This window comes from Streptomyces armeniacus (genome assembly GCF_003355155.1).
GTDB lineage: Bacteria > Actinomycetota > Actinomycetes > Streptomycetales > Streptomycetaceae > Streptomyces > Streptomyces armeniacus.
On the sequence record NZ_CP031320.1, the window covers coordinates 1,490,259 to 1,513,720 of the forward strand.

21 protein-coding genes are annotated in these 23,462 nt (G+C 71.3%); 18 read left to right on the plus strand and 3 right to left on the minus strand.

The window, feature by feature from the left end; all coding sequences use genetic code 11:
- Window positions 1–42: 42 nt before the first annotated feature.
- Window positions 43–2,241, minus strand: coding sequence for an elongation factor G-like protein EF-G2 (locus tag DVA86_RS06550; protein WP_208876512.1), 2,199 nt, complete (start codon window positions 2,239–2,241; stop codon window positions 43–45).
- A gap of 205 nt (window positions 2,242–2,446) precedes the next feature.
- Here DVA86_RS06550 and pgsA point away from each other — a divergent pair, with 205 nt between their 5' ends.
- From pgsA to DVA86_RS06625, 15 genes are all read left to right on the plus strand, one after another.
- Window positions 2,447–3,238 carry a phosphatidylinositol phosphate synthase gene (pgsA, locus tag DVA86_RS06555; protein ID WP_208876513.1) on the plus strand — a complete coding sequence of 264 codons (792 nt, stop codon included), beginning with the start codon at window positions 2,447–2,449 and terminating at the stop codon, window positions 3,236–3,238.
- Complete coding sequence (locus DVA86_RS06560; RefSeq protein WP_208876515.1) at window positions 3,238–4,188, plus strand: phosphatidylinositol mannoside acyltransferase; 951 nt, start codon at window positions 3,238–3,240, stop codon at window positions 4,186–4,188. Before pgsA ends, DVA86_RS06560 begins: the two co-directional genes overlap by 1 nt.
- The gene (locus tag DVA86_RS06565; RefSeq protein WP_208876516.1) at window positions 4,185–5,348 is read left to right on the plus strand and encodes a glycosyltransferase family 4 protein; all 1,164 of its coding nucleotides are present in this window, start codon (window positions 4,185–4,187) and stop codon (window positions 5,346–5,348) included. Before DVA86_RS06560 ends, DVA86_RS06565 begins: the two co-directional genes overlap by 4 nt.
- An 85-nt stretch (window positions 5,349–5,433) precedes the next feature.
- Window positions 5,434–5,985, plus strand: coding sequence for a hypothetical protein (locus tag DVA86_RS06570; protein WP_208876517.1), 552 nt, complete (start codon window positions 5,434–5,436; stop codon window positions 5,983–5,985).
- Window positions 5,986–6,174: 189 nt separating this feature from the next.
- Complete coding sequence (pdxS, locus tag DVA86_RS06575; protein ID WP_208876518.1) at window positions 6,175–7,104, plus strand: pyridoxal 5'-phosphate synthase lyase subunit PdxS; 930 nt, start codon at window positions 6,175–6,177, stop codon at window positions 7,102–7,104.
- A gap of 64 nt (window positions 7,105–7,168) precedes the next feature.
- Complete coding sequence (gene pdxT, locus DVA86_RS06580; protein WP_208876519.1) at window positions 7,169–7,759, plus strand: pyridoxal 5'-phosphate synthase glutaminase subunit PdxT; 591 nt, start codon at window positions 7,169–7,171, stop codon at window positions 7,757–7,759.
- Window positions 7,760–7,828: 69 nt separating this feature from the next.
- Window positions 7,829–8,581 carry a YebC/PmpR family DNA-binding transcriptional regulator gene (locus tag DVA86_RS06585; RefSeq protein ID WP_208876520.1) on the plus strand — a complete coding sequence of 251 codons (753 nt, stop codon included), beginning with the start codon at window positions 7,829–7,831 and terminating at the stop codon, window positions 8,579–8,581.
- 126 nt (window positions 8,582–8,707) lie between these two features.
- Entirely contained in the window at window positions 8,708–9,337 is a 630-nt protein-coding gene (ruvC, locus tag DVA86_RS06590; protein ID WP_208876521.1) for a crossover junction endodeoxyribonuclease RuvC, read from the plus strand.
- Window positions 9,334–9,966: a Holliday junction branch migration protein RuvA gene (ruvA, locus tag DVA86_RS06595; RefSeq protein ID WP_208876522.1), complete on the plus strand. Its 633-nt coding sequence runs from the start codon at window positions 9,334–9,336 to the stop codon at window positions 9,964–9,966. The genes ruvC and ruvA overlap by 4 nt, the downstream gene beginning before the upstream one ends.
- Window positions 9,967–10,060: 94 nt before the next feature.
- On the plus strand, window positions 10,061–11,146 hold the full coding sequence (ruvB, locus tag DVA86_RS06600) for a Holliday junction branch migration DNA helicase RuvB (protein WP_208876523.1): 1,086 nt from the start codon (window positions 10,061–10,063) through the stop codon (window positions 11,144–11,146).
- Window positions 11,147–11,306: 160 nt separating this feature from the next.
- Window positions 11,307–11,894 carry a preprotein translocase subunit YajC gene (gene yajC, locus DVA86_RS06605; RefSeq protein ID WP_208876524.1) on the plus strand — a complete coding sequence of 196 codons (588 nt, stop codon included), beginning with the start codon at window positions 11,307–11,309 and terminating at the stop codon, window positions 11,892–11,894.
- Window positions 11,895–12,024: 130 nt separating this feature from the next.
- Complete coding sequence (gene secD / locus DVA86_RS06610) at window positions 12,025–13,794, plus strand: protein translocase subunit SecD (RefSeq protein ID WP_208876525.1); 1,770 nt, start codon at window positions 12,025–12,027, stop codon at window positions 13,792–13,794.
- A 1-nt stretch (window position 13,795) separates the two neighbouring features.
- On the plus strand, window positions 13,796–14,965 hold the full coding sequence (secF, locus tag DVA86_RS06615) for a protein translocase subunit SecF (protein WP_208876526.1): 1,170 nt from the start codon (window positions 13,796–13,798) through the stop codon (window positions 14,963–14,965).
- Window positions 14,966–14,987: 22 nt separating this feature from the next.
- The gene (locus DVA86_RS06620) at window positions 14,988–15,530 is read left to right on the plus strand and encodes an adenine phosphoribosyltransferase (protein WP_208884450.1); all 543 of its coding nucleotides are present in this window, start codon (window positions 14,988–14,990) and stop codon (window positions 15,528–15,530) included.
- 185 nt (window positions 15,531–15,715) lie between these two features.
- Window positions 15,716–18,283 carry a RelA/SpoT family protein gene (locus DVA86_RS06625; protein WP_208876528.1) on the plus strand — a complete coding sequence of 856 codons (2,568 nt, stop codon included), beginning with the start codon at window positions 15,716–15,718 and terminating at the stop codon, window positions 18,281–18,283.
- A 69-nt stretch (window positions 18,284–18,352) separates the two neighbouring features.
- On the opposite strand, the gene DVA86_RS06630 is transcribed toward DVA86_RS06625, so the two are convergent.
- Window positions 18,353–19,582: a DUF349 domain-containing protein gene (locus DVA86_RS06630; RefSeq protein WP_208876530.1), complete on the minus strand. Its 1,230-nt coding sequence runs from the start codon at window positions 19,580–19,582 to the stop codon at window positions 18,353–18,355.
- Between the two features lie 169 nt (window positions 19,583–19,751).
- Window positions 19,752–20,564: a peptidylprolyl isomerase gene (locus tag DVA86_RS06635; protein ID WP_208876532.1), complete on the minus strand. Its 813-nt coding sequence runs from the start codon at window positions 20,562–20,564 to the stop codon at window positions 19,752–19,754.
- A gap of 159 nt (window positions 20,565–20,723) precedes the next feature.
- Here DVA86_RS06635 and DVA86_RS06640 point away from each other — a divergent pair, with 159 nt between their 5' ends.
- The 3 genes from DVA86_RS06640 (at window position 20,724) to DVA86_RS06650 (ending at window position 23,424) form a co-directional block, all read left to right on the plus strand.
- Window positions 20,724–21,440, plus strand: coding sequence for an MBL fold metallo-hydrolase (locus DVA86_RS06640; protein WP_208876533.1), 717 nt, complete (start codon window positions 20,724–20,726; stop codon window positions 21,438–21,440).
- An 11-nt stretch (window positions 21,441–21,451) separates the two neighbouring features.
- Window positions 21,452–22,711, plus strand: a complete 1,260-nt coding sequence (gene hisS / locus DVA86_RS06645; RefSeq protein WP_208876535.1) for a histidine--tRNA ligase — start codon at window positions 21,452–21,454, stop codon at window positions 22,709–22,711.
- Between the two features lie 65 nt (window positions 22,712–22,776).
- Window positions 22,777–23,424, plus strand: a complete 648-nt coding sequence (locus DVA86_RS06650; RefSeq protein ID WP_208876536.1) for a vitamin K epoxide reductase family protein — start codon at window positions 22,777–22,779, stop codon at window positions 23,422–23,424.
- Window positions 23,425–23,462: the final 38 nt, after the last annotated feature.

Genomic DNA, 23,462 nt, shown 5'->3' on the forward strand with positions numbered 1-23,462 from the left:
CCGTTGTCCGTGACCTACCAGCCTAGTCCCGTACGGCCCGGCTCAACCTCCGTTTCCGGCCTCCTCGCGGATCTTGTCGGCGAGGTGCTGCGGCATCGGCTCGTGGCGCGCGTACGCGCGGGAGAACCGGCCGGTACCGTGCGACAGCGAGCGCAGGTCCACCGCGTACCGGCTGATCTCGATCTCCGGGATCTCCGCCCGTACGCGGGTGTTGCCGTCGTCCGTCTGCTCCGTGCCGACGACGCGGCCGCGCCGCCCGGACAGGTCGCTCATCACCTGCCCGACGTACTCCTCGGCGACGGTCACCCCGATCTCGGCGACCGGTTCCAGGAGTTGGATCTGCGTCTGGGCGGCGCACTCGCGGAGCGCGAGCGCCCCCGCCGTCTGGAACGCGGCGTCGGAGGAGTCCACGGAGTGCGCCTTGCCGTCGAGCAGGGTGACCCGTACGTCCTCCAGCGGGTACCCGGCGGCGACGCCCTTCGCCGCCTGCGCGCGCACCCCCTTCTCCACGGACGGGATGAACTGCCGCGGCACCGCGCCGCCCACGACCTTGTCGACGAACTCGATTCCGGAACCGCCCGGCAGCGGCTCCACCGTGATCTCGCAGATGGCGAACTGGCCGTGCCCGCCGGACTGCTTGACGTGCCGGCCGCGCCCCGCGGCCCGTGCGGCGAAGGTCTCGCGCAGCGGTACGCGGTGCGGCACCGCGTCCACCTGTACGCCGTAACGGGTGCGCAGCCGCTCCAGAGCCACGTCCACGTGCGCCTCGCCCAGGCACCACAGGACCACCTGGCGGGTGTCCGGGTTCTGCTCGAGCCGCATCGTCGGGTCCTCGGCCACGAGCCGGGAGAGGCCCTGCGACAGCTTGTCCTCGTCCGCCTTGCTGTGCGCCTGGATGGCGATCGGCAGCAGCGGGTCCGGCATGTCCCACGGCTCCATCAGCAGCGGACCGGCCTTGGCCGAAAGCGTGTCCCCGGTCTCCGCGCGGCTCAGCTTCGCCACGCAGGCCATGTCGCCCGCGATGGCACGGGCCAGCGCGCGCTGCTGCTTGCCGAACGGGGCGGAGAGGGCGCCGACGCGCTCGTCCACGTCGTGGTCCTCGTGCCCGCGGTCCTCCAGCCCGTGCCCGGAGACATGGACCGTCTCGTCGGGCCGCAGCGTGCCGGAGAAGACCCGTACGAGCGAGATCCGGCCGACGTACGGGTCGGAGGACGTCTTCACGACCTCGGCGGCGAGTGGTCCCTCCGGATCGCAGGCCAGCGGCGGGCGCGGGGCGCCCTGCGGGGTGGTGACGGCGGGGATCTCGCGCTCCTCGGGCGTCGGGAAGCCGCCGGTGATCAGCTCCAGCAGCTCCACGGTGCCGAGCCCCTGCTTCGCTCCCTCGCCGGCCGGCGCGGCGGCGAGCACGGGATGGAAGACGCCGCGCGCGACGGCCTTCTCCAGGTCCGTGACGAGCGTCTTGACGTCGCACTCCTCGCCGCCCAGATAGCGGTCCATCAGGGACTCGTCCTCGCTCTCGGCGATGATCCCCTCGATGAGCCGGTTACGGGCCTCCTCGATCAGCGGCAGATGCTCCGGGTCGGGGTCGCGGTCCTTCCGCGCGCCCTGCGAGTAGTCGAACACCCGCTGTGACAGCAGTCCGATCAGGCCGGCCACGGGCGCGTGCCCGTCGGGGCCCTCGTCGCCGTACAGCGGCAGGTACAGCGGGACCACGGCGTCGGGGTCGTCGCCGCCGAAGACCCGCTGGCAGACCGCCGTCATCTCGTCGAAGTCCGCTCGCGCCGCCTCCAAATGGGTGACGACCAGCGCGCGCGGCATCCCCACGGACGCGCACTCCTCCCACACCAGTTTGGTCGCGCCGTCCACGCCGTCCGCCGCCGAGACGACGAAGAGGGCCGCGTCCGCTGCCCGCAGACCGGCCCTCAACTCCCCGACGAAATCGGCGTATCCGGGGGTGTCCAGTAGATTGATCTTGATGCCGTTGTACTCCACCGGCACCAGTGACAGCTGCACCGAGCGTTGCTGCCGGTGTTCGATCTCGTCGTAGTCGGACAGGCACCCCCCGTCCTCCACCCGGCCCGCCCGGCTCACCGCTCCCGAGGCCTGTGCCAGCGCCTCGACCAGGGTGGTCTTTCCGGATCCGCTGTGGCCGACCAGTACCACGTTCCGAATGGATGCGGGCCGGTCGGCCGTTTGTGCCCTGCCGGCGGCTCCGGGGTGTGTGCTCGCCTTGTCGCCCATCGTGTCCCGCCTTCCGGTCGACACCTGCTGGACTGGGGTCGCGAAAACCGCGGTACGTTCGAGCTTTCCACCGGTGTCACCGATCGTCCATACGTCGCGCAGGGTGCCCTGCCCGCGCGGACCGACCGGCGGCGCCTGACTACGATGGTCACCCCCCGGCGGCATCTCGGCCGCCCGGTTACGTTTTCGACCCTCCGGGAAGGCCATGCTGAACAAGTACGCGCGTGCTTTCTTCACGCGTGTTCTCACACCGTTCGCCACCCTGCTGCTGCGTCTCGGCGTGAGCCCGGACGCGGTCACACTCGCCGGCACGGGCGGAGTGATGGCGGGCGCGCTGGCCTTCTACCCCAGGGGCGAGTTCTTCTGGGGCACCGTCGTGATCACCCTCTTCGTGTTCTCGGACCTGGTGGACGGGAACATGGCGCGCCAACTGGGCCGCTCCAGCCGCTGGGGCGCCTTCCTGGACTCCACGCTGGACCGGGTCGCGGACGCGGCGATCTTCTCCGGGCTGGCGCTCTGGTACGCGGGCGGCGGCGACGATCTCGTCCTCTGCGCGGTCACGCTGTTCTGCCTGGCCAGCGGCCAGGTGGTGTCGTACACGAAGGCGCGCGGCGAGAGCATCGGGCTGCCTGTGCGGGTGAACGGGCTGGTGGAACGCGCCGAACGCCTCGTCTACACGCTCGTCGCGGCCGGCTTCGCCGGGCTGCACAAGTTCGGCGTCCCGTACATCGAGTGGCTGCTGCCGATCGCCCTGTGGGCCGTCGCCGTCGGCTCGCTGGTCACCCTCGGGCAGCGCGTGGTGACCGTACGGCGCGAGTCGGCGGAGGCGGACGCGGCGGACGCGGCGGCCCGTACGGAAGCGGACGGGGCGGCCCGTACGGGCACGGACGCGGCGGCCCGTAAGGACGCGGATCCGGCCGGCGCCGGGGATGCGGACGCGGCGACCGGGCAGGAGCAGGGCAGCAGCACCGGGCAGGGGCAGGGAAGCGAGGCGTGATGGCCCGGGCGCGGACGAGCGGTGCCGGTGAGTCGGCCGGTCCCACGGTGCGGGACCGGCTGACCGACTCGCTGTACGCCCTCGGCTGGGGCGGCGTGAAACGGCTGCCCGAGCCCACCGCCGTACGCCTCGGGCGGCGCATCGCCGACACCGCCTGGAAGCGCCGCGGCAAGGGCGTCGTACAGCTGGAGCGGAACCTCGCCCGCGTCGTGCCGGACGCCTCACCGGAGCGGCTCGCGGAGCTCTCACGGGCGGGCATGCGCTCGTACCTGCGGTACTGGATGGAGTCCTTCCGGCTGCCCGTGTGGAGCGACGAACTGATCGCCGAACGCGTCGTCATCCACGACGTCCACCGGCTGACCGACGGCATCGCCTCCGACCGGGGCGTCATCCTCGCCCTCCCGCACCTCGGCAACTGGGACCTCGCCGCCGCCTGGCTGACCACCCGACTGCGGACGCCGTTCACCACGGTCGCGGAGCGGCTGAAGCCGGAGTCGCTGTACGACCGCTTCGTCGCGTACCGCGAGAGCCTCGGCATGGAGGTGCTGCCGCACGAGGGCGGCGCCGCCTTCGGCACCCTCGCCCGGCGGCTGCGGGCGGGCGGACTCGTCTGCCTGGTGGCCGACCGCGACCTGTCCACCTCGGGGCTCGAGGTGAAATTCTTCGGAGACACGGCCCGTATGCCCGGCGGACCCGCCATGCTGGCCCAGCAGACCGGGGCGATGCTGCTCCCGGTGACGCTGTGGTTCGACGACACGCCGGTGCTGAAGGGCCGGGTGTACCCGCCGGTGGAGGTGCCCGAACTGGGCACCCGCCGGGAGAAGGCACAGGTCATGACGCAGGCCATGGCGGACGTCTTCGCCTCCGGGATCGCCGAGCACCCGGAGGACTGGCACATGCTGCAGCGGTTCTGGGTCTCCGACCTCGGCCCAGGTGAGGAGCTCCGTTGAGGATCGGGATCGTCTGCCCGTACTCCTGGGACGTTCCCGGGGGCGTCCAGCTGCACATCCGCGACCTGTCGGAGCACCTCGTACGGGAGGGGCACGACGTCTCCGTGCTGGCGCCGTCCGACGACGAGACGCCGCTCCCGTGGTACGTGGTGTCCGCCGGCCGCGCCGTGCCCGTGCCGTACAACGGCTCGGTCGCGCGGCTCAACTTCGGCTTCCTGTCCGCCGCCCGCGTACGCCGCTGGGTGCACGACGGGGACTTCGACGTGCTGCACATCCACGAGCCCGCCACGCCGTCCCTGGCGCTGCTGGCCTGCTGGGCGGCGCAGGGCCCGATCGTCGCCACCTTCCACACCTCCAACCCGCGGTCGCGGGCGATGATCGCGGCGTACCCGATCCTGCAGCCCGCCCTGGAGAAGATCAGCGCGCGCATCGCGGTGAGCGAGTACGCCCGCCGCACGTTCGTCGAGCATCTGGGCGGCGACGCCGTGGTGATCCCGAACGGCGTCGACGTCGGCTTCTTCGCGGAGGCCGCGCCCAAGCGCGAGTGGCAGGACGGGACGATCGGCTTCATCGGCCGTATCGACGAGCCCCGCAAGGGACTTCCGGTACTGATCAAGGCACTCCCGCGGATTCTGGAGGCGCTGCCCGGCACGCGGCTGCTGGTGGCGGGGCGCGGCGACGAGGAGGAGGCCGTCGCCGGGCTGCCGGCCGAGCTGCGCGGCAGGGTGGAGTTCCTCGGCATGGTCAGCGACGAGGACAAGGCGCGGCTGCTGCGCAGCGTGGACCTGTACGTCGCGCCCAACACCGGCGGCGAGTCCTTCGGCATAATCCTGGTGGAGGCGATGTCCTCCGGCGCCCCGGTGCTCGCCAGCGACCTGGACGCGTTCGCGCAGGTGCTGGACGGCGGCGAGGCCGGCCAGCTGTTCGCGGGCGGCGACCCCGACGCCCTGGCCGACGCCGCCGTCGGACTGCTCGGCGACCCCGCGCGGCGCGCGGAGCTGCGCGAGCGCGGCCGGCGGCACGTGCGGCGCTTCGACTGGTCCACGGTCGGCGCGGACATCCTCTCCGTCTACGAGACCGTGACCGACGGCGCCACCTCCGTCGCCCCCGACGAACGCACCGGCCTGCGCGCCCGGTTCGGCCTGGCGGCACGGGAGTGACCGGCCGGGCGAGAATGCGCGCGGAGGAACCGCGCGTTCCGGCCCGGCGCCCACCGGACGTTCCGGCAAAGGACAGCTGATCACCATGACCACCCTCATCTGGATCGCCGTCGCACTCCTGCTGGTCGCCGTCTACCTCAGCTGGACGGCCGGCCGGCTGGACCGGCTGCACTCCCGTATCGACGCGGCCAGGGCCGCGCTGGACGCCCAACTGCTGCGCCGCGCCTCCATCGCACAGGAGCTGGCCACCGCCGGCGTCCTCGACCCGGCCGCCTCGATGGTGCTCTACCAGGCCGCGCACCACGCCCGGCAGGCCGCGGAGGAGCAGCGGGAGGTCGCGGAGAGCGAGCTGAGCCAGTCGCTGCGCGCGGTGTTCGCCGAGCCGGGCCAGCTGGAGGCCGTACGGGCGGCGCCGGGCGGCGCGGACACGGCGGCCGAACTCGGCGCGGCCGTACGGCGGGTGCCGATGGCGCGGCGCTTCCACAACGACTCCGTACGGGCGGCCCGCGCGCTGCGGCGGCACCGTACGGTGCGCTGGTTCCGGCTGGCGGGGCACGCGCCTTCGCCGCTGGCGTTCGAGATGGACGACGAGCCGCCCGGCGTACTGGCCGACCGGACCAACAGCGCGGCGCCGTAAGGCGGGTGCGGCGCCCCGCCGGGGCCCGACGTACGGGCACGGCGCCGCCGAAGCCGCGGCGGGAAGGGCCACGTACCAGGCCACCGCACGCGGATTGGCCCTTTCCGCGGACCGCCCGCATCGGGGAGTGTGAAGACACGGGCCTACCATTGGTCCTGTCACACTTTTTCCGTCGAGTGAGGTCAAACCGTGTCCAGCACTTCCCCTGCCTCGTCCCAGGCCGCTCCCGGCAGCACCCCCGAGACGGGCACCGCGCGCGTCAAGCGCGGCATGGCCGAGCAGCTCAAGGGCGGCGTGATCATGGACGTCGTCACGCCGGAGGAGGCGAAGATCGCCGAGGACGCCGGCGCCGTCGCGGTCATGGCGCTGGAGCGGGTCCCGGCCGACATCCGCAAGGACGGCGGCGTCGCGCGCATGTCCGACCCCGACATGATCGACGGGATCATCGGGGCCGTCTCGATCCCGGTGATGGCCAAGTCCCGGATCGGCCACTTCGTCGAGGCGCAGCTGCTCCAGGCGCTGGGCGTCGACTACATCGACGAGTCCGAGGTGCTGACCCCGGCCGACGAGGTCAACCACAGCGACAAGTGGTCCTTCACCACCCCGTTCGTCTGCGGCGCCACCAACCTCGGCGAGGCCCTGCGGCGGATCTCCGAGGGCGCGGCCATGATCCGTTCCAAGGGCGAGGCCGGTACGGGGAACGTTGTCGAGGCCGTCCGCCACATGCGGCAGATCAAGGCCGAGATCGGCCGGCTCAAGACGCTGGACAACCACGAGCTGTACGCCGCCGCCAAGGAGCTGCGCGCCCCGTACGAGCTGGTCCGCGAGGTCGCCGAGCTGGGCAAGCTGCCCGTCGTGCTGTTCTCCGCGGGCGGCGTCGCCACCCCCGCCGACGCCGCGCTGATGCGGCAGCTGGGCGCGGAGGGCGTGTTCGTCGGCTCGGGCATCTTCAAGTCCGGTGACCCGGCGAAGCGTGCCGCCGCCATCGTGAAGGCCACCACCTTCTACGACGACCCCAAGGTCATCGCGGACGCGTCGCGCGGCCTCGGCGAGGCCATGGTCGGCATCAACTGCGACACCCTGCCGGAGTCCGAGCGGTACGCCTCGCGCGGCTGGTGAACGAGTCCTCCGCAGGCGGCCCGCCGGTCCGGCGGGCCGCCTCCGCACGTGACGAGAGGTGAACGTGAGCAACCCCGTAATCGGCGTCCTGGCGCTTCAGGGCGACGTCCGTGAGCACTTCGCCGCGCTCGCGGGCGCCGGCGCGGAAGCGCGTACGGTGCGCCGCCCCGAGGAGCTGGCGGCGGTCGACGGGCTGGTCATACCCGGCGGCGAGTCCACCACCATCTCCAAGCTGGCCACGGCCTTCGGGCTGCTGGAGCCGCTGCGCGAGCGGGTACGGGCGGGCATGCCCGCGTACGGCTCCTGCGCGGGCATGATCATGCTCGCGGACAAGATCCTCGACCCCCGCTCCGGCCAGGAGACGGTCGGCGGCATCGACATGATCGTGCGCCGGAACGCGTTCGGGCGGCAGAACGAGTCGTTCGAGGCGTCCCTCGACATGGCGGACGTCGAGGGCGGCCCGGTCGAGGGCGTGTTCATCCGCGCACCGTGGGTGGAGTCGACGGGCGCGGGGGTGCGTATCCTCGCGCGGTACGACGGCCATCCGGTCGCCGTACGCCAGGGCCGGCTGCTCGCCACGTCCTTCCACCCCGAACTGACCGGTGACCACCGGGTGCACGGGGCGTTTGTCCAGATGGTGCGCGCGGAGGGCTGACCTGCGGACGGTAGGATCTGACCCGAGCACAATCCGTGGATCTGTCGGTGACATCGAAGGAGCGAGGCTGTGTCCGGCCACTCTAAGTGGGCAACCACCAAGCACAAGAAGGCCGTGATCGATGCCAAGCGCGGCAAGCTCTTCGCGAAGCTGATCAAGAACGTGGAGGTCGCGGCGCGTACGGGAGGTGCCGACCCCGACGGCAACCCCACGCTCTACGACGCGATCCAGAAGGCGAAGAAGAACTCGGTCCCGAACAAGAACATCGACAGCGCGGTCAAGCGCGGCGCCGGACTCGAGGCGGGCGGCGCCGACTACGAGACCATCATGTACGAGGGCTACGGCCCCAACGGTGTCGCCGTCCTGATCGAGTGCCTCACCGACAACCGGAACCGCGCCGCCTCCGACGTACGGGTCGCCATGACCCGTAACGGCGGCTCGATGGCCGACCCCGGCTCCGTCTCGTACCTCTTCAACCGCAAGGGCGTCGTCATCGTGCCCAAGGGCGAGCTGAGCGAGGACGACGTGCTGGGCGCCGTCCTCGACGCGGGCGTCGAGGACGTCAACGACCTCGGTGAGAACTTCGAGGTGATCAGCGAGGCCACCGACCTGGTCGCGGTCCGCACCGCCCTCGTCGACGCGGGCATCGACTACGAGTCGGCCGACAACAACTTCGTGCCCAGCGTGCAGGTCGAGCTGGACGAGGAAGGCGCGCGCAAGATCTTCAAGCTGATCGACGCGCTGGAGGACAGCGACGACGTGCAGAACGTCTTCGCCAACTTCGACGTCTCCGACGAGGTCATGGCGAAGGTCGACGCCTGAGGCACGCCCGTACGCCTTCTTCCGCGCGGCCCGTCGGCGTTGTCAGTGCCGGCGGCTAGCCTGCGGGAACAACGGGCAGCGGCCGGCCACGCGGAGGTCCGGCCGTACGGGACGAGGGGAGGCGCCGTGCGCGTGCTGGGTGTTGACCCCGGGCTGACCCGCTGCGGCATCGGCGTCGTCGAGGGCGCCGCCGGGCGTCCGCTGCGGATGACGGCGGTCGGCGTCGTGCGGACGACCGCGGACGCCGACATCGCCGAGCGCCTCGTCCTCATCGAGCGCGGCATGGACGAGTGGCTGGACACGTACCGGCCCGAAGTCGTCGCCGTGGAGCGGGTGTTCAGCCAGCACAACGTCAGCACCGTGATGGGCACGGCGCAGGCCAGCGCCGTCGCCATGCTGTGCGCGGCGCGCCGCGGGCTGCCCGTCGCGCTGCACACGCCCAGCGAGGTCAAGGCCGCCGTGACGGGCACGGGCCGGGCCGGCAAGGCCCAGGTCGGCGCCATGGTGACGCGGCTGCTGCGGCTCGACGCGCCGCCCCGGCCCGCCGACGCGGCCGACGCGCTGGCCCTGGCCATCTGCCACATCTGGCGCGCCCCCGCGCTCAACCGGCTCCAGCAGGCGCACGCCGCCGTCGCCAACGGGCCCCGCCCCGGCGGGAGACCGGCCACAGCGGGCCGGAAACCCGGGGGCACCCCGAGCGCGAACCCAGGCACCCCGAGCGGGACTCCAGGCTCACCGAAAGGCCGTACCCCATGATCGCCTTCGTCTCCGGGCCGGTCGCCGCCCTCGCCCCGGACACCGCCGTGGTCGAGGTCGGCGGCGTCGGCATGGCCGTCCAGTGCACCCCGGACACCCTCTCCGGGCTGCGCGTCGGCCAGCACGCCAAGCTCGCCACCTCGCTGGTCGTACGGGAGGACTCGCTCACGCTCTACGGCTTCGCGGACGACGACGAGCGGCAGACGTTCGAACTCCTCCAGACCGCCAGCGGCGTGGGGCCCCGGCTCGCCCAGGCCATGCTGGCCGTGCACAGCCCGGACGCGCTGCGGCGCGCGGTCTCCCTGGGCGACGAGAAGGCGCTGACCGCCGTGCCGGGCATCGGCAAGAAGGGCGCGCAGAAGCTGCTGCTGGAGCTCAAGGACCGGCTCGGCGAGCCGCTGGGCACCGGCATCCCGCAGGGCGCGCGCCGCCCCGCCGCCACCGGCCCCGCCTCGTGGCAGGAGCAGCTGCTGTCCGCCCTGCTCGGGCTGGGGTACGCGGCGCGCGAGGCCGAGGAGGCCGTGGCCGCCGTCGCGCCGCAGGCGGAGGCGGCCGCCGCCGACGGGGGCACGCCTCCGGTCGCCCAACTCCTGCGCGCCGCGCTCCAGTCGCTGAACCGCGCGCGCTGAGCGGCGCCGCCGGCCGTACACAGCCGCCGTACGCACGCGCCGTACGACCCCGCCGCACGCAACGCCCAACGCACCACGACCCGAGGCTGACCTCATGAACTGGGACGACACCACCGAGACCGCCGCCGACGGCGAGGAGCGCCTCGTCGGCTCCGCCGCCGACGGCGAGGACCAGGCCGTCGAGGCGGCGCTGCGCCCGAAGGACCTGCGGGAGTTCGTCGGACAGGCCAAGGTCAGAGAGCAGCTGGACCTGGTGCTGCGGGCGGCCCGTACGCGCGGCGCCGCCGCCGACCACGTGCTGCTGTCCGGGGCGCCCGGGCTGGGAAAGACCACCCTGTCCATGATCATCGCGGCCGAGATGGCGGCGCCCATCCGCATCACCTCCGGCCCAGCCATCCAGCACGCCGGCGACCTCGCGGCGATCCTCTCCTCGCTGCAGGACGGCGAGGTCCTCTTCCTCGACGAGATCCACCGGATGTCCCGGCCTGCCGAGGAGATGCTGTACATGGCGATGGAGGACTTCCGCGTCGACGTGATCGTCGGCAAGGGCCCCGGCGCCACCGCCATCCCGCTGGAGCTGCCGCCGTTCACCCTGGTCGGCGCGACCACCCGGGCCGGGCTGCTGCCGCCGCCGCTGCGCGACCGCTTCGGCTTCACCGCGCACATGGAGTTCTACGAACCGGCCGAGCTCGAGCAGGTCATCCACCGCTCCGCCCGCCTGCTGGACGTCGAGACGGACGCCGAGGGCGCCACCGAGATCGCCGGCCGCTCGCGCGGCACCCCCCGTATCGCCAACCGCCTGCTGCGCCGCGTCCGCGACTACGCGCAGGTCAAGGCGGACGGCGTGATCACCCGCGAGATCGCGTCCCGGGCGCTGGCGGTGTACGAGGTGGACGAGCGCGGCCTCGACCGGCTCGACCGCGGGGTGCTGACCGCGCTGCTCAAGCTGTTCGGCGGCGGCCCCGTCGGGCTGTCCACGCTGGCCGTCGCGGTGGGGGAGGAGCGGGAGACCGTGGAGGAGGTCGCCGAGCCCTTCCTCGTACGGGAGGGTCTGCTGGCGCGCACTCCGCGTGGCCGCGTCGCCACTCCCGCCGCCTGGGCCCACCTGGGGCTCACGCCGCCGCAGCCGCCGCCGGGGGCGCCCGGGGGCGCGGGGCAGCAGGGTTTGTTCGGAGCGTGACGGTGCGGGACTCGCGGGGGCAGGAACCTCAGTGCCATGCTTGACGTTGTTCCATCGGCGACAGCTCGCTTAGACTCCGCCGACGTCGTCCGCCCCGGACGGCAGCCCACCCCGAATCCAGGCCGCTGAGACGCGGTCGTGCGAAGGAAATTCTTCCGCCGTGAATATCGTGACTCTCCTCCCCTTCATCGTGCTCATCGGGGCCATGTTCCTGATGACCCGGTCCGCCAAGAAGAAGCAGCAGAAGGCCGCCCAGATGCGCGACCAGATGCAGCCCGGCACCGGTGTCAGGACGATCGGGGGCATGTACGCCACCGTCAAGGAGATCCGCGATGACGCGGTGCTTCTCGAGGTCGCTCCGGGCATGCACGCCCTCTACGCCAAGAACGCCATCGGCGCCGTCCTCGAGGAGGACGAGTTCGACCGCATCATCAACGGCGAGCCCGTCGACCTCAAGTCCGACGATGCCCCGATCGTGCCCGATGACGTGTCCGAGCTGACCGCCGCCGACGAAGAGGCGGCCGGGGATGGGAAGATCGACCTCGGCAAGTCCCCGGCGGCCGACGCGGATCGCGCGGAGGCCGAGGACCACGAGGACGAGGACGACGAGCACGACGAGGACGAGACCGACGTCCGGGCGGACGCGAAGACCGACGCGGACGCCGAGGACGAGACCGACGGGGCCAAGGACGACGAGGCTGCGGAGCCCAAGAACGCCAAGCGCCGAGGTGGCTCCGGCTCCAAGTAGCGTCCGCGCCGCCGGACCGTGACACGCGGCCCGGCGGCGAGAGGCACCCGTACACCCACTTCGCGTGCCGCGCGGCGATGATCCGGTACGACGGGTCCGGCGCGGGCGGTTGGACAGGAGATACGAGAAGGTGGCAGCACCGAAGAAGGGCCGCAGGCCCACAGGTGCCCAGGGGAAGCCGGGGCGCTCCCTGCTGGTTCTGTTGCTCGTCATTGTTGCGCTCGGCGGGGGAATGCTCCTCTCCGGGAACAACACGCCCCGCCTTGGCATCGACCTTGCGGGCGGCACGAGCATCACACTCACGGCCCGGAACCAGCCGGGCGAGGCCGACGCGATCAACCAGACGAACATGAACACGGCCGTCGGCATCATCGAGCGGCGTGTGAACGGTCTCGGTGTCTCGGAGGCGGAGGTCCGGACCCAGGGCGACGAGAACATCGTCGTCAACATCCCCAAGGGCACCAACGAGAAGCAGGCGCGGGAGCAGGTCGGCACGACGGCCCAGCTGAACTTCCGGCCCGTACTGACCTACGCGCAGGACCAGCCCAAGCCCAAGCCCAGCGACTCCGGGAAGAAGCAGGACGGCGGGAAGAAGGGCGCGGGTGACGAGAAGGCCACTTCCACCCCCTCGCCGGACGGCGGCACCCCCCAGGGCCGCGCTGTCACGGACGGCCTGAAGGCAGCCACGGACGGCAAGAAGGCGCCGAAGCCGACCCCCACGGGCTCCGGCAACGCGTCCGAACCGCCCGCCCCGGCTCCCACTCCGACCGCTCCCGCGCCCGAGGGCGTGCCGGCCAGCCTGCAGAAGCAGTTCGAGAGTCTCGACTGCTCCACCAAGGAGGCCCGGGCCAAGGCCAGTCGTGAGGCGGCGCAGCGCAAGGACGGCCAGCCCGTGGTCACTTGTGACGGCGAGCAGCCGATCAAGTACGTGCTCGGGCCGGTCGCCGTGGAGGGCAAGAACGTCAGCGACGCCAACGCCGCCCTCGACCAGACCCGCGGCCAGGGCTGGATCGTCCAGATGTCGTTCGACGACAAGGGCAGCAAGGCGTTCGGCAACATCACCAGCGAGCTCGCCCAGAAGCAGCAGCCGCAGAACCAGTTCGCGATCGTCCTGGACGGCGAGGTCGTCTCCGCCCCCAGTGTCAGCGAGCGGCTCGTCGGCGACGCCGAGATCTCCGGGAACTTCAACCAGCAGTCCGCCGAGGACCTGGCCAACATCCTGTCGTACGGCGCGCTGCCGCTCACCTTCGAAGAGGGCAACGTCACCACCATCTCGCCCACGCTGGGTGCCGAGCAGCTGAAGGCCGGGCTCATCGCGGGCGGCATCGGGCTGGCGCTCGTGGTCGTGTATCTGGTCTTCTACTACCGGCTGCTCGGTCTGGTCGCCGTCTCCAGCCTGGTGGTCGCCGCCATCCTGACGTATACGATCATGACCCTGCTGGGCACCGCCATCGGCTTCGCGCTGAGTCTCCCGGCCATCTGCGGGGCCATCGTGGCCATCGGAATCACTGCGGACTCGTTCATCGTCTACTTCGAGAGAGTGAGAGACGAGATCCGCGAAGGGCGCACGGTGCGGCCCGCCATCGCGCGGGCCTGGCCGCACGCCCGCCGGACCATCGTGGTCTCCGACGTGGTCTCCGTCATCGCCGCCGTGGTGCTGTTCATCGTGTCCATCGGATCGGTGCAGGGCTTCGCCTTCGTGCTGGGCCTGACGACGGTGGTGGACCTGGCGATCGTCTTCCTGCTGACGAAACCGATGATGATGATCCTGGGGCGCAAGAAGATGTTCGCCAACGGTCATCCATGGTCCGGACTCGACCCCAAGCGGCTCGGATCCCGGCCTCCGCTGCGCGGCCGCCGCCGTCCGGCAGCCGGCTCCTCCGAGACGAAGGAGGCCTGAGATGTCCCGACTCGGCACACTCGGCGCGAAGCTGTACCGCGGAGAGACGAGCTACGACTTCGTAGGCAAGCGGAAGCTCTGGTACGGCATCACGCTCTGTTTCGTGATCGTCTCCCTGCTCGGGCTCGGCTTCCGCGGGCTCTACATGGGCATCGAGTTCCAGGGCGGAGCCGTGTTCACCACGCCGCCGACCAAGGTGTCGCAGGAGGACGCGCGGCAGGTCGCCGAGGACACCTCCGGGCGCGACGCCCGCGTCCAGGAGCTGGGCAGCGGGGCCCTCCGCATCCAGGTCACCGACCTGGAGACGGAGGAGTCCGGAGAGACCCGCGACGCGCTGGCGAAAGAGCTCGGCGTGAGCTCCCAGAAGGTCAACGCGGAACTGGTCGGGCCCAGTTGGGGCGACCAGATGACGGACAAGGCCATCCAGGGACTGATCGTCTTCCTGGTCCTGGTGAGTGTCTATCTCGCCCTCGCCTTCGAGTGGCGGATGGCGGTGGCGGCCCTGGTCGCGCTCCTCCACGACCTGGCGGTCACCGTCGGCGTCTACGCGCTGGTCGGCTTCGAAGTGACCCCCGGCACCGTGGTGGGCATGCTGACCATCCTCGGGTACTCGCTGTACGACACCGTGGTCGTCTTCGACAAGGTCAAGGAGAAGACCAAGAACGTCACCAAGCAGGACCGCCACACCTACGGAGAGCTGGCCAACCTCGGCATCAACGCCACGGTCGTCCGTTCCGTCAACACCTCGGTGGTGGCCCTGCTGCCGGTGGCCGCGCTGCTGTTCATCGGCAGCGGCCTGCTCGCCGGAGGCATGCTCAAGGACATCGCGCTGTCGCTGTTCATCGGTCTCACCGCGGGGACGTTCTCCTCGATCATGATCGCCACTCCGGTCACCACCGACCTGAAGCTGCGCGAGCCCAAGATCAGGGACCACGACCGCCGGGTGCGGGCCCGCCGCGCCAAGGCCGCGGCCCGCGGCGAGCCGGAGCCGGAGGACGACACGGCGGCCGGAGAGGCCGCTGACGACGACCCGGACGAACCTGAGGACGCAGGCGTGCCGGCGGCCGCCGCCGTCGGTTCCCAGCGGTCGGAACGTTCCCAGCGGCAGCAGCGTCAGCAGCCCGCCACCCGTAACCGCGGCCGAGGCCGCCCGTCCGGCAAGCGGAGGTAGCCCCGTGACCGACACCCACACCGTGTCCGACGGCGTACGCGAGCTGCTGCTCAGCCGTATCCGTGACGTGGCGGACTACCCGAAGCCGGGCGTGATGTTCAAGGACATCACGCCGCTGCTCGCCGACCCGGAGGCGTTCTCCGCGCTCACGGACACCCTGGCGGCGCTCTGCGTACGGCACGGCGCGACCAAGGTCGTCGGCCTGGAGGCGCGCGGCTTCATCCTGGCCGCGCCGGCCGCCGTCCGCGCGGGCCTCGGCTTCATCCCCGTACGCAAGGCGGGCAAGCTGCCGGGCGCGACGCTCTCGCAGTCGTACGAGCTCGAGTACGGCACCGCCGAGATGGAGGTGCACGCCGAGGACGTCAGCGACGCCGACCGGGTCCTGGTCATCGACGACGTGCTCGCCACCGGCGGCACCGCCGAGGCGTCCCTGCAGCTCGTCCGGCGCGCGGGGGCGCAGGTCGCGGGCGTCGCGGTGCTGCTGGAGCTCGGTTTCCTGGGCGGCCGCGCCCGGCTGGAGCCCGCGCTGAAGGACGCACCGCTGGAAGCACTGGTCACGGTCTGACGCTGTACGCCGCGGCTGTACCGCACGTCACAGTCTGAAGACAGGGCCCGTACGACGGCCGGTCACCCGGTATTTTCCGGGGGACCGGCCGTCGCCGTTTTCCCGGCCGTTCTGCCGTGGCCGGGGCTCGCCGCGGCGAGGTCGCTACCATGGCAGTCCGACCTGGGGTCCAACGAGGAGTGCACTTGCCAGACGAGGCCCAGCCGCTCGCCGCCGCACAGCGCCGGCAGACCGAGCCCGGCGCCGCCGGGTCCGGCGCGGCGCCCGACAGGAGCGGCAGCACCCGCGAGCCGAAGCCGCCGGAGGGCGGCGGCGCGGCGGGGCCCGTCACGCACCGGCCCGCCCCGGAGACCCCGCCTGCCCCCTCGGCGCCGCCCGCGCCGCCCGCCGCCGAGAACGGCGCGGACCAGGACGGCTCCTCGGCCCGCCCCATCTCCGGTGTCTCGGGCCGCTCCGGGTCCTCCAACCGCGTACGGGCCCGGCTGGCCCGTCTCGGCGTGCAGCGCTCCAGCCCGTTCAACCCGGTCCTGGAGCCGCTGCTGCGGATAGTGCGCGGCAACGACCCCAAGATCGAGTCGTCCACGCTGCGCCAGATCGAGCGCGCGTACCAGGTCGCAGAGCGCTGGCACCGCGGCCAGAAGCGGAAGAGCGGCGACCCGTACATCACGCACCCGCTCGCCGTCACCACCATCCTCGCCGAGCTCGGCATGGATCCGGCCACGCTCATGGCGGGCCTGCTGCACGACACGGTGGAGGACACCGAGTACGGCCTGGACACCCTGCGCCGCGACTTCGGCGACGCGGTGGCGCTGCTGGTCGACGGCGTGACCAAGCTGGACAAGGTGAAGTTCGGCGAGGCCGCGCAGGCCGAGACCGTACGCAAGATGGTCGTGGCGATGGCCAAGGACCCGCGGGTGCTGGTGATCAAGCTCGCGGACCGGCTGCACAACATGCGCACGATGCGCTACCTCAAGCGGGAGAAGCAGGAGCAGAAGGCCCGCGAGACGCTGGAGATCTACGCCCCGCTCGCGCACCGACTGGGCATGAACACCATCAAGTGGGAGCTGGAGGACCTCGCGTTCGCGATCCTCTACCCCAAGATGTACGACGAGATCGTGCGGCTCGTCGCGGAGCGCGCCCCGAAGCGGGACGAGTATCTGGCCGTCGTCACCGACGAGGTGCAGTCGGACCTGCGCGGCGCCCGTATCAAGGCCACCGTCACCGGCCGCCCGAAGCACTACTACAGCGTCTACCAGAAGATGATCGTGCGCGGCCGCGACTTCGCCGAGATCTACGACCTGGTGGGCATCCGCGTCCTCGTCGACACCGTCCGTGACTGCTACGCGGCGCTGGGCACCGTACACGCCCGCTGGAACCCGGTGCCGGGGCGGTTCAAGGACTACATCGCGATGCCCAAGTTCAACATGTACCAGTCGCTGCACACGACGGTCATCGGGCCCAGCGGCAAGCCCGTCGAGCTGCAGATCCGCACCTTCGACATGCACCGCCGCGCGGAGTACGGCATCGCCGCGCACTGGAAGTACAAGCAGGAGGCGGTGGCCGGGGCGTCCAAGGTGCGTTCCGACGTGCCGAAGAAGGCGGGCAAGGGCGCCGACCAGGACACGTTCAACGACATGGCGTGGCTGCGCCAGCTGCTGGACTGGCAGAAGGAGACCGAGGACCCGGGCGAGTTCCTGGAGTCGCTCCGCTTCGACCTCTCCCGCAACGAGGTCTTCGTCTTCACGCCGAAGGGCGACGTCATAGCGCTGCCGGCCGGCGCGACCCCGGTGGACTTCGCGTACGCGGTGCACACGGAGGTCGGCCACCGTACGATCGGCGCCCGCGTCAACGGGCGGCTCGTACCGCTCGAATCGACCCTCGACAACGGCGACCTGGTCGAGGTCTTCACCTCCAAGGCGTCCGGCGCGGGCCCCTCCCGGGACTGGCTGAGCTTCGTCAAGTCACCGCGCGCCCGCAACAAGATCCGCGCCTGGTTCACCCGCGAGCGCCGCGACGAGGCCATCGAGCACGGCAAGGACGCGATCGCCCGTGCGATGCGCAAGCAGAACCTGCCGATCCAGCGCATCCTCACCGGCGACTCCCTCGTCACCCTTGCCCACGAGATGCGCTACCCGGACATCTCCGCGCTCTACGCCGCCATCGGCGAGGGCCATGTCACGGCGCAGAACATCGTGCAGAAGCTGGTCCACGCCCTCGGCGGCGAGGACGCGGCCAACGAGGACATCGCCGAGACCACCCCGCCGCTCAGCAAGGGCAAGCGCCGCCAGAACGCCGACCCGGGCGTCGTCGTCAAGGGCGTCGACGACGTGTGGGTCAAGCTCGCCCGCTGCTGTACGCCGGTGCCGGGCGACCCCATCATCGGCTTCGTCACCCGGGGCAGCGGCGTCTCGGTGCACCGGGCCGACTGCCTCAACGTCGACTCGCTGTCCCGCGAACCCGAGCGCATCCTCGAGGTCGAGTGGGCGCCCACCCAGTCGTCCGTGTTCCTGGTGGCGATCCAGGTCGAGGCGCTGGACCGGTCGCGGCTGCTCTCGGACGTCACGCGCGTGCTGTCGGACCAGCACGTCAACATCCTCTCGGCGGCCGTGCAGACCTCCCGGGACCGGGTGGCCACCTCGCGCTTCACGTTCGAGATGGGCGATCCCAAGCACCTGGGCCACGTGCTGAAGGCGGTGCGCGGAGTGGAGGGCGTATACGACGTGTACCGCGTCACCTCGGCCCGCAGGCCGTAACGCGGTGACGCGGCACAGGTCGTACGAACCGTACGCGCCGGGGGTGCCGGCCGTACGCGGCGGTGCTGCTCAGCCGCCGAACTCCTCCAGGCCCTTGAGCGCCTGGTCCAACAGCGCCTGACGGCCCGCCAGTTCCTGCTCGAGCTTCGCCGCCTTCGCGGTGTTCCCGGCGGCGCGCGCCTTCTCGGCCTGCTCCCGCAGCTTGTCCACCGCGTCCTGCAGCTGACCCGTCAGACCGGCCGCGCGGGCCCGCGCCTCCGGGTTGCTGCGCCGCCACTCGGCCTCCTCGGCCTCCTGCAGCGCACGCTCCACCGCGTGCACGCGGCCCTCGATCTTCGCCTTCGAGTCGCGCGGCACGTGCCCGATCGCGTCCCAGCGCTCGTTGATCGCCCGGAACGCGGCCCGCGCCGCCTTCAGATCGGTGATCGGGAGCAGCTTCTCCGCCTCGGCGGCGAGCTCCTCCTTACGAGTCAGATTCTCCCGCTGCTCGCTGTCCCGCTCCGCGAACACCTCGCTGCGCGCCTGGAAGAAGACGTCCTGCGCGCCGCGGAACCGGCTCCACAGGTCCTCCTCGTGCTCCCGCTGCGCCCGCCCGGCCGCCTTCCACTCCTGCATCAGATCGCGGTACTTGGCGGCGGTCGGACCCCAGTCGCGGGAGCCGGAGAGCGACTCCGCCTCGGCGACCAGCTTCTCCTTGCGCTGCCGCGCCTCCTCGCGCTGCGCGTCCAGCTGCGCGAAGTGCGCCTTGCGGCGCTTGGAGAACGCGGATCGGGCGTGCGAGAAGCGGTGCCACAGCTCGTCGTCCGTCTTGCGGTCGAGCCGCGGCAGCCCTTTCCAGATGTCCACCAGCGCCCGCAGCCGTTCGCCGGCCACCCGCCACTGCTCGCTCTGCGCCAGCTGCTCGGCCTCGGCGACCAGATCCTCCTTGGCCTTGTGCGCCTCCTCGGTCTGCTTCGCCTTGTGCGCCTTGCGCTCCTCGCGGCGTTCCTCGATGGTGCGGGCCAGCTTGTCCAGCCGCTCCCGCAGCGCGTCCAGGTCGCCGACGGCGTGATGCGCGTCGACCTGCTCACGCAGGTGTGCGATGGCGGTGTTGGCGTCCTTCGTGGACAGGTCGGTGGTCTTCACCCTCTTCTCGAGGAGGCTGATCTCGACGACCAGGCCGTCGTATTTGCGCTCGAAGTAGGCCAGAGCCTCATCGGGCGAGCCCGCCTGCCAGGAGCCGACGACCTTCTCGCCGTCCGCCGTGCGTACGTACACGGTCCCCGCCTCGTCGACGCGGCCCCACCGGTCGCTGCTCACAGCGCCTCCTCCACATGATGTCCAGCGAGGAGTTGCGGCCTCCTGGCATCGTCCACAGGTTTCGTCATGGCCAAGATAGGCGAACGGCGGCCACGCTGTCCGCATCCAGCGCGGTCGAAATTTTCCCCTTCGGGCTACTCCGCTCCTGATCAGATCCGGTGGAATCCGGTCAGCCCGCCTTGACGGTGGCCTTGTCGATCACCACGGTCGCGTTCGGCGGCCCGTCGGGGGTGCCGCCGCCGACGCCCGCGCCGACGATCTTCTTCAGCACCTTCATCCCGGAGTCGGAGACGGTGCCGAACGGCGTGTACGTGGCCGGCAGCTTGCTGTCCTTGTGCACGAGGAAGAACTGGCTGCCGCCGCTGTCCTTCTGGCCGGTGTTGGCCATCGCCACCGTGCCCGCCGGATAGACGCCGCCCTTGACCTTCGGGTCCTTCAGGTTCTCGTCCGGCAGGGTGTACCCCGGGTCGCCGGTGCCCTTTCCGGTGGGGTCGCCGCACTGCAGCACGGCGACACCGCCCGTGGTCAGCCGGTGACAGGAGGTGTGGTCGAAGAACCCTTCATCCGCGAGGAACTTGAACGAGTTCACGGTGTGCGGGGCGTTCTCCGCGTCCAGCTGGATGCCGATGTCGCCGCAGGTCGTCTTCAGCGTCATCGCGTACGCCGCCGACTTGTCGATCGTCAGCTTCGGTTCCTTCTTCCACTGCTTGCCGTTCGGCTTGCCCTCCGCGGGCTTGTCGCAGGGGTCCGGCGCCTTGCTGGGCTCGTTGCTCGGCTTGTCCGCGGCGTTCTCCTTCTCCTCGTCGCCGTTCAGCCCGCCGGTCGCGGCATACGCGGACACAGCGCCGACCGCCAGCACCACCCCGGCCGCGATCGCCGCGTTCCGGATCCGGGCCCTGCGCCGGGCCCTGGCACGGCGCTCCAGCTGGCGCTGGAACTTCTCACGTGCGAGCTGCTTCCGCCGCTGCTCACTGCTGACCACCGCTCGTCTCCTTCGGTACCCCGGGTGCGTGGCGGGACCGCGGCCCGTACGCACGGTCTCGAACTTGGCCCGTACCGTATACGGGTTCGCCGCGTCCGCACCGCCGCCGGTAGGCTCTTCATCAGCCGCTGCCACCTGTCGGACGACTGAAGGACGATCGTGCTCGTAGCCGGGTTCCCCGCCGGGGCCTGGGGGACCAATTGTTATCTGGTCGCCCCCGCCGCCGGTGAGGAGTGCGTGATCATCGACCCGGGCCACCAGGCCGCCGAGGGCGTCCGGGAGGCCGTCGCCAAGCACCGGCTCAAGCCGGTCGCGGTGATCCTCACGCACGGACACATCGACCACGTGGCGTCCGTGCTGCCCGTGTGCGGCGCGCACGACGTGCCCGCGTGGATCCACCCCGACGACCGGTACATGCTGAGCGACCCCGAGAAGGCGCTGGGCCGCAGCATCGGGCAGCCGCTGATGGGCGAGCTGTCCGTGGGGGAGCCGGACGATCTGAAGGAGCTCACCGACGGCGCGCGGCTGGCACTGGCCGGGCTGGAGCTGACCGTGGCGCACGCGCCCGGGCATACCAAGGGGTCGGTGACCTTCAGGATGCCCGAGCAGGACGACGTGCCTCCCGTCTTCTTCTCGGGCGACCTGCTGTTCGCCGGCTCCGTAGGACGCACCGATCTGCCGGGCGGCGACCACGCCGAGCTCCTCGGTTCGCTGGCACGGGTGTGCCTGCCGCTGGAGGACTCGACGGTGGTGCTTTCCGGCCACGGCCCCCAGACCACCATCGGCCGCGAACGCGCCACCAACCCCTTCCTGCGAGAGGTGGCGGCGAGCGGTCCCGGAGACGGCGTGAGCGCCGCTCCGCGACGAGGAATGTGACGACGACTTCCGTGAGCACGTTTTCCGCCCCCAAGGGCACCTACGATCTGATCCCGCCGGACTCCGCGGAGTTCCTGGCGGTGCGCGAGGCGCTCGCCGCGCCGCTGCTGCGGGCCGGCTACGGCTATGTCGAGACCCCCGGTTTCGAGCAGGCCGAACTCTTCTCCCGCGGGGTCGGCGAGTCCACCGACATCGTGACCAAGGAGATGTACACGCTGACCACCAAGGGCGGCGACCAGCTCGCGCTCCGCCCGGAGGGCACCGCGTCCGTCCTGCGCGCGGCGCTCCAGCGGAACCTGCACCGCAGTGCGCTGCCCGTGAAGCTCTGGTACTCGGGCTCGTACTACCGCTACGAACGCCCGCAGGCCGGCCGCTACCGGCACTTCTCGCAGGTCGGCGCCGAGGCACTGGGCGCCGAGGACCCGGTGCTGGACGCCGAGTTGATCATCCTGGCCGACGACGCGTACCGCTCGCTGGGCCTGCGCGAGTTCCGTATCCTGCTGAACTCGCTGGGTGACAAGGAGTGCCGGCCCGTCTACCGCGCCGCGCTCCAGGAGTACCTGCGGCGGCTCGACCTGGACGAGGACACGCGCCGGCGCATCGAGATCAACCCCCTGCGCGTGCTGGACGACAAGCGGGACAGCGTGCAGCGGCAGCTGGCAGACGCGCCGCTGATGCGGGACCACCTGTGCGAGGCCTGCAAGGCGTACCACGAGCAGGTGCGCGAGCTGCTCGGCGCGGCGGGCGTCGCGTTCGAGGACGACCCGCGGCTGGTGCGCGGCCTCGACTACTACACCCGTACGACCTTCGAGTTCGTCCACGATGGCCTCGGCTCGCAGTCGGCGGTCGGCGGCGGCGGGCGGTACGACGGGCTCTCCGAGATGCTCGGCGGCCCCGAACTCCCCTCCGTGGGCTGGGCGCTCGGCGTCGACCGTACGGTGCTGGCGCTCCGCGCCGAGGGCGTACGGCTGGACCTGGCCCCGGGCCCGCGGGTGTACGCGGTGCCCCTGGGGGAGGAGGCGCGGCGCGTGCTCTTCGGCGTCGTGACGGAGCTGCGCCGGGAGGGCATCGCGGCGGACTTCGCGTTCGGCGGCAAGGGCCTGAAGAACGCGATGAAATCAGCCAACCGCTCCGGTGCCCGCTGCGCGCTGGTGCTGGGGGAGCGGGACCTTGCCGAAGGGCTGGTCCAGGTCAAGGATCTGGAGTCCGGCGAGCAGAGCCCGGTGCCACTCGATCGAGTGGTCACCGCGGTTCGGGCGAAGGTCGGCTGAGGGTACGGGCGTTGGTCCATAATGAGCACACGCTCGACTTCGACGGATGACGGGACGACAGCGCTATGACCACGACGGCACCCCTCGACAACGCCCCGGCCCAGCGGGACGGGACCAGGCGGGGTGCCGTCGGTGCCGGCCGCGCCTTCGGATGGCTGCTGATCATCACGGGGGCGGCGGGCCTGCTGGCCTCGTGGGTCATCACGATCGACAAGACCAAGATCCTCGAGGCGAAGGCGGAGGGCAAGACCTTCACGCCGGGCTGCAGCCTCAACCCGATCGTCTCCTGCGGCAACATCATGGAGAGCGACCAGGCCTCCGCCTTCGGCTTCTCGAACCCGATCATCGGCCTCGTCGCGTACGGCATCGTGATCTGCGTCGGGGTCACTCTGCTCACCGGGGCGCGCTTCCCGCGGTGGTACTGGCTGACGTTCAACGCGGGCACGCTGTTCGGCGTCGGGTTCGTGACGTGGCTGCAGTACGAGTCGCTCTACACCATCAACTCCCTCTGCCTGTGGTGCAGCCTGGCGTGGGTCGCGACGATCTTCATGTTCTGGTACGTGACCGGGCACAACGTGAAGCACGGCTTCCTGCCCGCGCCCGCGGGGCTCAAGAGCTTCGTGGAGGAGTTCCACTGGGTCGTGCCGGTGCTGCACGTCGGCGTCATCGGGATGATGGTGCTGACGCGCTGGTGGGACTTCTGGACGGGCTGAAGGGCTGAAGGGCTGAGGGGCTGAAGCGGGCGGCCGAG

Excerpts from the sequence above, each read along its gene's own strand:
- DVA86_RS06550 (WP_208876512.1), bottom strand. The coding sequence starts at position 2,241 with ATGGGCGACAAGGCGAGCACACACCCCGGAGCCGCCGGCAGGGCACAA.
- pgsA (WP_208876513.1), top strand. The coding sequence starts at position 2,447 with ATGCTGAACAAGTACGCGCGTGCTTTCTTCACGCGTGTTCTCACACCG.
- DVA86_RS06560 (WP_208876515.1), top strand. The coding sequence starts at position 3,238 with ATGGCCCGGGCGCGGACGAGCGGTGCCGGTGAGTCGGCCGGTCCCACG.
- DVA86_RS06570 (WP_208876517.1), top strand. The coding sequence starts at position 5,434 with ATGACCACCCTCATCTGGATCGCCGTCGCACTCCTGCTGGTCGCCGTC.
- ruvA (WP_208876522.1), top strand. The coding sequence starts at position 9,334 with ATGATCGCCTTCGTCTCCGGGCCGGTCGCCGCCCTCGCCCCGGACACC.
- ruvB (WP_208876523.1), top strand. The coding sequence starts at position 10,061 with ATGAACTGGGACGACACCACCGAGACCGCCGCCGACGGCGAGGAGCGC.
- secF (WP_208876526.1), top strand. The coding sequence starts at position 13,796 with ATGTCCCGACTCGGCACACTCGGCGCGAAGCTGTACCGCGGAGAGACG.
- DVA86_RS06650 (WP_208876536.1), top strand. The coding sequence starts at position 22,777 with ATGACCACGACGGCACCCCTCGACAACGCCCCGGCCCAGCGGGACGGG.